Here is a 10,116-nt window from a genome sequence, read left to right as displayed (position 1 = left end):
TGGGGATAACAGTTCGGATTTTCCCATGAGTAGCCTTACTGGCAGAGCCAATCTGTCGATGACCACCTCCGCAGGAGGTGGCATTCAGTTATGAGTAAATTTTTTACGGAAAACAAACTTTCCGTGCCGATCTTGGCAGTGGATGTGAAAAGAGTTTTTACCGAGATCGATACCAATGAGCGCGATATTTTCCATGATGGTTCTCCACTAAATGAGGCTTGTTTCTAGCATACTCCTTACTTTGAAGGAGGGAGTGACCATCTTGTATATTAAAACTCAACGAGATGTATCACTTGATTCTCATCAGAAAAAAAACAAAAAAAAGTGACGGCTAAAACAGTTAAATAGTGTAGTCAATTTTATTAGTCGGATAAGCACAGCCAGTGGTTCTGTCACATTAACAGAGAGGTCGCTAGCGAAATTGCATAGATGAATGTTTATACAATCAGTTGATAGAAAAATGCCTTCTAGGTTGCGCAGGCTCAGGGCATAGGACAGATACCCACAAACGCATTGGACAATAATACCGGTAGGATAATGTAAGCGCTTAAATGCATTTCGGATCAGGGACATCGTTTGGGACTCGCGCAAAAAACGAGGAATTTACCTGATGTTCCGTTAATGCGACAGAACCCTTAAACCAGTTACTCGTATTACAATTACTCCTCCTCATGTCTATGAGTAAAAGTACACCGAATGTAATATAATACGGGAAAAGCGACTATATAGATCAACCTACATAAGGTTAACAAACTTGAATAGATTTTTTACACACAGAAAAAGGGGGAATAATGAAATCAGAGGAAAACCAGACCAATAATACTGCCAGTGCAGAAATCAATTTCGATACGGAAAGCAAGACTATAAAAAAAATCAAAAACTTTTCAGATAACACACTTCACTCATCTTCAGTGAAAATACCGGCAGGCACCGAACTAATACGATTACAGAACGGGGAATATGGCGGAAGTTGTGTTTTTTTCAACCCAAATGGCTCCGATACGCGTTTTGGTTTGACTGATGGGGCAAACGGCACGATGTACTTAGCCGAAGATCCCCTAACGGCAATGAAAGAAATATTTAATGGCAAACTGGGGATTTTGGAATCAGATATAAACAAGTATTACATAGCTACTGTCATACTTAAGAAGGATCGACAATTACTTGATATGACAACATTGATAAAAAAGACCCCACTAACGCTTCACGATGTTACTACATCATCGCGGGCAACAACCCAGTTACTGGCAAAAAAAGCACAAGCGGCAGGATTGAATGGTATCAAATTTCACTCTAACGTAACTACCGAAACATGTTTGGCATTGTGGCACAATGATCCCAGTGGAAAAAAGGTTGCAATCACCAAAGAAAATTCTATGCAACGTCTCAGTGAGTTTGAGCACCAAGGCGAAAGTGCAGCTGATATACTAGTGAACCAATTGGGAATTTCGGTAGAAGAAGGCTAATTGTGGTCACATGCCTATGTATTGATAAGGAACCTGGGTTCGGATGATGTCATAGCACGAATGATTTGTAATTCCAACGCTCCTTCTTTGATGAGTAACGTTTTGGAAGAATAACCATTACGGGTATTGATGCCGGATTTGGATTGGTTCTTTTCATACCCCAGATGGGCAACCATCTCGACAGTAAAGGCAGTTTCAACAGTCGATTTGTTGAGGAAACGGATGAACTGACTAAAGCCTTTCGGGGTTTTGAGATTTTTAGCCAACTCGGTAGCCAAAGTTTTTAACTGTTTATCGCCCACTTTTCCACCTGTTTTAGTCGAAAAAATCAAACATACCAAAAACAGGCAATTACACAAATTTATGGACAGGCTTATCTCTGACTTATCCACAATTTTTGTGGATAAGTCTATATTTTACGCTTGTTAGTACGGAATTTCGTTTACTATTCAATTGTAGTCGCTCAGATTTGATCTGACAGTTACCCATTATTCATATGGTTGAGTCTGTGCTACTACAGGTTAAGCTGCATCTTGAGAACAATATAAACGCACGAGCCACTCCAGTTCCTGCATTACAGTGTCAGAGACGCCTTCTTTCAACAATTGGGCAACAGTGAACACCTTACCTTTTGGAAGTACACCACCCAGAACGGTATTGCGTTCTTCCATGAAGAACGAGTATTGCAGACGATCACTAAAGCCTTTCAACTGAGGCAATAATTTCGCCAATCCTTTCAATACTCCATTGTCAGAAATTCGTTTATCATCGGTAAACTGAAATACCGGAAAATAAAACTCACCATCAATATTTAACGCTAATAGTTTCCCAGTATCTTTTCTCTTTTTGATTGTAACTTTAGACACTCCCAATTGTTCAGCAGCTTCAGTTGATGAGAGTACTCCGCCGTGTTGTTTCAGAGTATCCATGAACATAGCTTTGCTTTTCAGCCGGCGCCGCAGCTTTTTCTTCTCTGGGGTATCTTCAGCTATGGCCATCGCTTTAAATGCACTGGCTAACGCTTCAAACATAAACTCAATATCGGCCTTTCCCAGACTGCGTTTGTCAATATGCGCCTGGCCCGTGCGAAATGCGCTTTCCATTGAATTAGAAATATTGGCGATGCGGTCTACGACCACATCAGTGTCGTTATACACAGCACAATGTTTCATATTATTTTCCTCACACAAATTGACTAGCACACATTGTTAGTTAACGATTTCAACATAATTAATTATACCTAAAATCGTTAACATGAGCAAATTTTACTCTTAAGTCAATATTTGTCGATGCTGCATAACTTCTTTCCCTGGTCATGGTACTGGTGTTTATCATATTTCCTAGTTGCAGCATGGCGGGGCAATTACGGTTCTGTCGCATTAACAGAGAGGTCGCTAGCGAAATTGCATGGATGAATGTTTATACAATCAGTTGATAGAAAAATGCAGCGGGTGACATCGGGCACTCCGGCTTTTGCAAATATTGTCCTTTACGCAGCATACTGACCCATTCAATGCCTGCTAACAGGGTCTGTGCTCGCCTGAAATTGTTGAATCCCAGCATGGAAGAGATTCGTCGTTTGATGTTGCGATGATCTTGCTCAATGAGGTTATTGAGGGGCTTATTCTGCCGGATAACAATGATTTCTTCCTTGGGTTTTTCCGGGTTTAATTCGTCCACTGCCGCTTTGTTGGCGCCACTTTTGTCCATCGTCACGACCGCCGGCTGACCATGCTGACCTATCGCTTTTTTGAAAAATCGCAAGGCCGCTTTCTTATCCCGACAGACTGTCAGCAGAAAATCAATGGTATTACCGTCTAAGTCCACCGCCCGAGTGTAGCGGTCAAGAACTACCGGACAATTCAAAATGAACAGGCAAGCCGTAACTATCGACGGCCAAATGGATTTTGGTTGAACGTCCACCACAACTTTTGCCAATCGCCTCATCATCATCTGAAGCCGCTCCGGCACTGTGCTGATGAGCACGGACGATACTCCCATCAATAAACAACCATTCCCTATCAGCAAACCCAGATAACCACTTGAAAATGAGCTGTAAAACCCCTTTCTTTGACCACGCATTGAAACGTTGAAAGACGCTATTCCATTTGCCAAATTCTGGCGGTAAATCGCGCCAGGGAACGCGCGTTCTCATTCGGTAAAGAATGCCTTCAACGGTCAAACGGTGTTCAGGTTTGTGATAAATCCAACCCGCATGTTGCATTAACGCAGATAGCTTATTCCATTGGAGAGCTGTTAACATAGTTCTCGGCATGATGGTGAGGTCTGGTTGTTTTTTGGCGAAAGTAATTATACCAAATCATCATGCTGTCTAATAATCCCTCACAAAACATCAACACGCCCTAACAACTAGTCAATTTTTCTTGATCATATATGGACTCGGAGTCCACTTTTCCGGTACGTGCCTATTTTCCTCCTGCTAGATCTATAAAGTTTCCAGTAACATATGAAGCTTCATCAGACAATAACCATGCTATAGCTTGAGCTACTTCTTCAGGTTGGCCGCCACGTTTCATAGGTAAACTATCTTTTACTCGGTCAACTCGTGTTGCCTCACCACCGTCAGCATGCATTTCGGTATAAATAAAGCCAGGCCGAACGGCATTAACACGAATACCTTGAGCGGCAACTTCCAGCGATAAACCAATAGTGAAAGTGTCAATAGCGCCTTTTGAAGCAGCATAATCAATATATTCATGAGGTGAACCGAGTCGAGATGCTGCGGACGAGACATTAACAATGGCTCCACCTTGACCACCATGACGCAGCGCCATACGTTTAACAGCTTCACGTGCGCAAATAAAGCTTCCGCTGACGTTCGTAGTGAATATAGTAGCCAAGCGCTGGGCATTCAATTGCTCTATTGAAGCCTGAGGCATTAGTATCCCTGCGTTATTCACTAATCCAGAAACAGGGCCAAGCTTTTTATCTATTTGCTGGAATAAATCTACGACCTGTTCTTCCTGCGCAATATCAACTTGCACAGCGATGGCTTTCCCACCGATATGATGGATTCTATCAATAACCTCTTGAGCACAGGTTTCGCGTGTATGATAACCAATGCAGAGCTTATGACCTTTGCCTGCCAAATATAGTGCTGTAGCTCGACCAATGCCGCGATCACCACCGGTGATAAGGGTGATTTTATTTTTCATATGTTATTTATCCAGTCGTAAATTTATTTTAAATTTATTTATCAACATCAAAACGGCAATACCCAAGCAAAGCAGTGCCATCACAATAAAAACCCCCCTCCCTCTCCATTCTAACAACGCTCCACCGACAAACGGTCCTAATGACAAACCGAGTACTGCTAGTGTTGAAGCACCCAAATACGCACCACGATAGCGCTCTGGTGCCAAGCGATCGAGTAGGATACTTAGATTAGGTAACAAGATGGCTTCTGCAATACTGAACACTACTGTAACCAGTCCCCACCATAGACCACTGGTAGTATCATTACACCAGAACAAAATCTGCGAAACGGTAAAGATAATTGCACCAAAAGTGATGCGTTTATCAAGAGGTGTATTGGTTAGTAAGGGTACTAGATAAACCTGAGCAATTAAAACAGTTATCGCATTGGTAACCAAGATTACTGTGACTAAGTTAACCGCACGCGTAGCGTCCAGCATCAATAAATATTGGGGTACGATGGATTCAATTTGGGCATAAACCAGATAACAGAGAATGCTGCTAATCAAAGCGACAAGATAGATTTTGTCTCGCACTATAATTGTGGTTACCTGCCAACCACTTGTTTCACCTATTTGTTTTTCTTGCTCATTACTGTTCGATAACAATTTCCCTCCCGGAATATAAAGCAGAATAAAAAGTAAAAATGGCACATAAGAGAATGCTGTGAGTAAGAATGTGTTTTTTTGTGAATTTAATCCAAAAGTAATTCCGATGAGTGGCCCACTGACCGCCGCGATATTCACTGCGAAATAGCGTATTTGCAGTGCCAGCTCTCGCCGTCGTTGATCTTGTAGGAGATCGCTCATCAGGGCACGGCTAGGGGCATCTATCCAAGAAAAAGATATGCCGGTTAACAAAAGGCCGAAAGCGAAAATAAACACACTATCGGCTAGAGCGATACCTGAATAACCGATAATAGCCAATACCATCATGAACACTATCGCACTGATTGGCATCGATCTCGGCAAACATTCCTTTCATGTCCATTGTCAGGATCAATCGGGGAAAGCTTTACTGCGTAAAAAATTCACCCGCACTAAATTGATGGAATTCTTAACCGATTGCTCTCCGGCAATGGTGGTGATGGAGCCTGTGCTGGCGCGCATTTCATGGCAAGGCGGATCGCTGATTTGGGGCATGATGTAGCGGTCAAGAACTACCGGACACATTTCTAGCCGCTTCCCACTGTCTTTCATATTCAGCAGGGGAAATTCCCCCATTAAAACTATGGGGACGGGTGTCATTATAATATCCGCCCAAATAGCAGGTGATATCCCGGATTGCCTCATGAATGTCCCGATAGCCTTCTGGCGGGATCCACTCGCTTTTTAAACTCCGGAAGACCCGTTCCATCGGTGAATTATCATAGCAATTACCTCGACGACTCATGCTTTGGATAATTTTATTGCGCCAGAGTAAACGGCGAAATTTTCTACTGCTGTACTGACTTCCCTGATCAGAGTGAAAAACCAGCCGCCCTTCAATATGACGCGTTTCCAATGCGTTATTCAATGCCCGGCAGACCAGCTCAGCATCCGGCGAAGAAGAGATGGCCATCCCCACCACCCGACGGGAAAATAAATCCATCACGACGGCCAGATAGCTCCACCCTGCTTTTATGCGAATATAGGTGATGTCTCCGCACCAGTGAGTATTCGGGCATGCCGGGGAAAAATGCTGCCGCAGGAGATTAGGCGAGTGAAGTGGCACACTAATTTTGGTCACCGTCATGGAGATGATATTCTCACTTCAACAATTAAACAGGTGACATAATGAAAAGACCTTTCTGCCCTTTCTATAGCTGTAATTCAGGAATTTACGCGTCTCTGGATGTGCTACCGCGCTCTTCTTCGCGTTGACCTTTAGCTTCAGTTTACGGCTCAGCCAGTGCATCACCCCCGACTCACGACGACGCCCTTGCGCTTCACTAGTCCTTCGCCACCATCAGGCTGGACAGAGGACTTTCCCCCGAGCTGCTGAGCATGCCAGGTACACCATAAAAAAACCCGCCATTTGGCTGTCTTTTAGTCACATCTCAAATCACGAGTAAATGACTGTAATTTGATAAATATACTCAACTGATTTTAAAGGAAATATTCCCCAACGTTGTCTCGATAAGTTTAAAATAATTCATATAAAAAACAGCAGGATACAAAGTTGTGTATAAGAGACAGGCCATTTGGCGGGTTTCCTGTTCAATGCGCTGATCTATGACACCCTACAGCTTTCCGTATCGGTTCAAGAACGAAGACCTGTCTAAGATCCCCCAGTTTGTCAGCATGTAATAGCCGGTGGCACCCCGTTCGCCGGTTGACTCCCTGACGAACAAGATGTTCATTCCGAACTCATTACGCAGAGCAGCCAACTGTCTCTTGATCGTTGATTCAGGAATTTTTGTCGCCTTGTGAAGGTCCTGGAGACTTGGCTTCTCCGTTTTAGACAGGGCATTCACCAAAGCAAATTTTCTTTTCATGTCCTGTGAGATCTTCATATCCACCTATTCTTGATAGGCCCACTCTTCTGGCTGGGCCTCCTTTGTTAGCCTTCGACACTCAGGAGTTCAATGTCTGACACAGGCACATGAACATGTTTTTCCTTGCCTTCGCTATCGAGCGTTTTGACCCAGACAGTAGACGGAACCAGAGCCACACGGTCTGTCATAATGACTCCGCGCTTTGTCTCACCATCCAGGTTAACGTTGACAGCAAAGATCAAACTGTCGGGCCGGACTTCCTTCCATTCCTTGTTCTTCGGCAGAGGAGGAAGAGCATCACTCCCTTCTTCATCCTTGTTCTTGCCACTGTTAATTGGCTGCTGGATAGGGTTCTGCTCGTCATTCCTGAGTTGTTCCGACGTACCATTCCCGCTTGAGTTAAAGGTTTGGTCATCGGTATTTCCAGCACGCGGTTCATCACTCTGGCCGGAGCCAGCCAGAGGGCCTTTTTCCATTTCTTCTTTGATACGTTTGGTATCGTTCAGAAGCTCACGGCTTTGTTTACGGGTAATCCCGTCAGACATAGCCACAGCGCAGACAGCGCGGCATCTTTCTTCGTTCAGGTCAAACAACAAGCGAAGATTATTCAGAGTTTCTGTATCAGAACATACTTCATTATCGTACAATTCGCGCACACAGTCAGGTAGCTTGAGCAACGACAGATGTGTAGATATGAAAGTGATGTTTTTACCGAGACGATCAGCAATGTCTTTTTGCTTCCAGCCTTCTTCGATAAACAGATTCAATGCCTCGGCAATCTCTACCGGTGTCAAGTCATCCCGTTGGATGTTTTCGATCAACTCACCAGCAGTTTCGTCTAGGTTGTTCTGGACCTTATCGTTGACTACTAGGTCGATGGTCTCAATACCAGCATGTTTACATGCTCTCCAACGACGTTCCCCTTTCTGGATGACGAACTTGCCTTCTTCGTTCTTCGGGAACACGATGATCGGAGACTGCTGCCCTTCGGTCAGCAGGGTTGCCGCCAGCTCTTCAATATTACGGAAGCGCTTACGAACCTGGGCTTTAGATATAACGTCTTCAACAGGTACAGTAAGAACTTCTTTGCCTTTCTTGCCTTTGACGGCTTTAGCAAGTTCGGACAGGCCTTTTAAATTATTTAGTGCCATATCGCTTAGCCCACCTTCTCTAAAAGTTCTTCCAACACCGCCTCAACCTCTTTGGCCGCGACATGCCCATAGCGCAGCTCCCACACAGGGATGCCATCAGTAGTCGCAGTATCGAGCGGAGGTCGGTGCATAATTTTGTTCTCAAACAGTAGATCCGGAACTGTGTTCTCCAGCGACTTGAGGGCCTTGTCATGATTGACAGAGCGGTCCATGTCGTTGATCACAATGCCCAGAATCTCCAAGTCTTGGTTGTACGCCTCGCGCACACCAATAATCGTGTTGAGGAGGCCTTCTACGCCGTCCACAGCGAATCCAGAGAGCTTGACCGGACATGCCACATGCGTAGACATCACCAACGCGGCCACCAGCTTTCTGCCGAGGCTAGGCGGACAATCAATCAGCACGTAGTCGTAGTTCTCAAAAAGTTCGGTCAAATGGCGAGCCGGATTCATAGCCTGGTCAAGAGGCACAGCCTCCATTTCAAACAGATCTGGGTCGTTCTTCGGCGTGTGAATAAGGTCTACCCCGCAAGGACAGTGCATGACCTTAATACCGTCCAGCTCGTAAGCGAACAGCTCTGCGGTTTTGGTTCCGGTGAGGATGGACTCGCAGTCGCCATCTTCCAGCTCTCGTCTGGGGGCCAGTCGAGAGGATGTATTCCCCTGACCATCCATATCCAAGACCAGCACTTTCTTTTTCTTCTTTAACGCCAGATAAAAGGCTTGCTGGATACAGAGGGTACTCTTACCCACTCCGCCTTTCTGGTTGGCGTAGCTGATTACTTTTGCCATACCCACCTCTATTTTGGTTTCTCGCAGATGATCCTGACCACCCCCAAACTTTCACATATGAAAGATTGTAGCGTTCATAAAATGATACTGCAATATCTAATTATGGTTCTGTTAAAACAAACTTGAAACAAAAAAACGGCCATAAAAGCCGAGTATTTACAAGGTTTGTGCTGTCAACGCAATTGCTTCGCTGCCCCAAGCCCATTCGACAACAACTGCTTTGCTTCACTTTCATCAGCCAAAGTGCATACGACTGGGAACCGTATTTACTCCCCCATCGACTCACCTATTTGAATGATAGTAACTCTTTATCCTCGATGTCATTAACATCAGAAGCTAGTGGCAACTACCTTACTCCCAATACCACATAGAACGTAGCCCCGGCCATTAGGACCAAATTTCATAGATACAACGGGAAGCGGCGTGTTGGGGCACACTCCCGCAAATTCCGGAGAGATGATTGGTCCCCCGCGAGGAATAACCTAGTTACCGATAAGACCACAATCAATTTGTGTCGAGATGGCATCAGGCTGGTATTGCTCCCCCAGAAGTTGATTGCTGCCTGCTGATGCATAATCGTCAAATAGCGCAAAACTCTTGCGATAAAATTTAAACTCATAGATATTGTTCTCTTAATTCAAAGCTCCCCCACCCACTGTTGCTATGGCTGGGTTTATCCAAAATCCATCAAAGTCGGTGAACATCTCCGCTTGGGTGCGGATGTACTCAAGGATGATGTCACAAGCGATCCAGCGCCGGTTATTCCTTTCTGCGGCCAACCCAATCTTATTTGAACCACTGAAAGGATCGGCAACCAGATCCCTTTCTTCCGTTAGGAAGCGGATAGCCATCTCAGGTATAGATAAATCATATTAATATGACATAATACCTAACCCCTAGACGACAAGGCATAACACGAGATGGGCTACAGCTTAGATTTTCGAAAGAGAGTACTGGCATACAAGGACAAGCATTCGTTGACTTTCGAACAAACGAGTGCCCATTTTGAAATCTCC

7 protein-coding genes and 10 pseudogenes are annotated in these 10,116 nt (G+C 44.6%); 3 read left to right on the top strand and 14 right to left on the bottom strand.

What is annotated here, in order from left to right; genetic code table 11:
• Positions 1-96 precede the first annotated feature (96 nt).
• Both Xets_RS19355 and Xets_RS19350 read right to left on the bottom strand, forming a co-directional pair.
• A pseudogene (locus Xets_RS19355) lies at positions 97-195 on the bottom strand (hypothetical protein); the annotation flags it as partial.
• A 270-nt stretch (positions 196-465) separates the two neighbouring features.
• Positions 466-573 (bottom strand): annotated as a pseudogene (locus Xets_RS19350) (IS6 family transposase); the annotation flags it as partial.
• Positions 574-791: 218 nt separating this feature from the next.
• Between Xets_RS19350 and Xets_RS19345 the strand changes: the two are divergent.
• A complete protein-coding gene (locus tag Xets_RS19345; protein ID WP_187652374.1) occupies positions 792-1,466 on the top strand; it encodes an RES family NAD+ phosphorylase in 675 nt (224 codons plus the stop codon).
• Between the two features lie 56 nt (positions 1,467-1,522).
• Here the strand turns inward: Xets_RS19345 and Xets_RS19340 are convergent.
• From Xets_RS19340 to Xets_RS19315, 6 genes and pseudogenes are all read right to left on the bottom strand, one after another.
• Positions 1,523-1,768 (bottom strand): annotated as a pseudogene (locus tag Xets_RS19340) (transposase); the annotation flags it as partial.
• Between the two features lie 219 nt (positions 1,769-1,987).
• Entirely contained in the window at positions 1,988-2,638 is a 651-nt protein-coding gene (locus Xets_RS19335) for a hypothetical protein (RefSeq protein WP_187652372.1), read from the bottom strand.
• 247 nt (positions 2,639-2,885) lie between these two features.
• Positions 2,886-3,299, bottom strand: a pseudogene (locus tag Xets_RS19330) (transposase); the annotation flags it as partial.
• Between the two features lie 19 nt (positions 3,300-3,318).
• A pseudogene (locus Xets_RS19325) lies at positions 3,319-3,741 on the bottom strand (IS5 family transposase); the annotation flags it as partial.
• Between the two features lie 151 nt (positions 3,742-3,892).
• Entirely contained in the window at positions 3,893-4,642 is a 750-nt protein-coding gene (locus Xets_RS19320) for an SDR family oxidoreductase (RefSeq protein ID WP_187652371.1), read from the bottom strand.
• 3 nt (positions 4,643-4,645) lie between these two features.
• The gene (locus tag Xets_RS19315) at positions 4,646-5,641 is read right to left on the bottom strand and encodes an MFS transporter (protein ID WP_187652370.1); all 996 of its coding nucleotides are present in this window, start codon (positions 5,639-5,641) and stop codon (positions 4,646-4,648) included.
• On the opposite strand from Xets_RS19315, the pseudogene Xets_RS19310 reads away from it, so the two are divergent.
• A pseudogene (locus tag Xets_RS19310) lies at positions 5,616-5,827 on the top strand (IS110 family transposase); the annotation flags it as partial. The gene Xets_RS19315 and the pseudogene Xets_RS19310 overlap by 26 nt on opposite strands.
• A gap of 7 nt (positions 5,828-5,834) precedes the next feature.
• Here Xets_RS19310 and Xets_RS19305 read toward each other — a convergent pair.
• From Xets_RS19305 to Xets_RS19285, 6 genes and pseudogenes are all read right to left on the bottom strand, one after another.
• Positions 5,835-6,380 (bottom strand): annotated as a pseudogene (locus Xets_RS19305) (IS3 family transposase); the annotation flags it as partial.
• Between the two features lie 105 nt (positions 6,381-6,485).
• A pseudogene (locus Xets_RS24865) lies at positions 6,486-6,563 on the bottom strand (maturase); the annotation flags it as partial.
• A gap of 340 nt (positions 6,564-6,903) precedes the next feature.
• Entirely contained in the window at positions 6,904-7,176 is a 273-nt protein-coding gene (locus Xets_RS19300) for a helix-turn-helix domain-containing protein (RefSeq protein ID WP_074025183.1), read from the bottom strand.
• 47 nt (positions 7,177-7,223) lie between these two features.
• Positions 7,224-8,309: a ParB/RepB/Spo0J family partition protein gene (locus Xets_RS19295; RefSeq protein ID WP_074025173.1), complete on the bottom strand. Its 1,086-nt coding sequence runs from the start codon at positions 8,307-8,309 to the stop codon at positions 7,224-7,226.
• A 5-nt stretch (positions 8,310-8,314) separates the two neighbouring features.
• Positions 8,315-9,100 carry a ParA family protein gene (locus Xets_RS19290; RefSeq protein WP_187652369.1) on the bottom strand — a complete coding sequence of 262 codons (786 nt, stop codon included), beginning with the start codon at positions 9,098-9,100 and terminating at the stop codon, positions 8,315-8,317.
• Positions 9,101-9,732: 632 nt separating this feature from the next.
• A pseudogene (locus tag Xets_RS19285) lies at positions 9,733-9,972 on the bottom strand (DNA methyltransferase); the annotation flags it as partial.
• Positions 9,973-10,020: 48 nt separating this feature from the next.
• Between Xets_RS19285 and Xets_RS28795 the strand changes: the two are divergent.
• Positions 10,021-10,116, top strand: a pseudogene (locus Xets_RS28795) (transposase); the annotation flags it as partial.

This window comes from Xenorhabdus sp. TS4 (assembly GCF_014467265.1).
Lineage (GTDB): Bacteria > Pseudomonadota > Gammaproteobacteria > Enterobacterales > Enterobacteriaceae > Xenorhabdus > Xenorhabdus ehlersii.
Note: the sequence above shows the minus strand (reverse complement) of the source record. Positions and strands in the feature narration are given on the sequence as shown.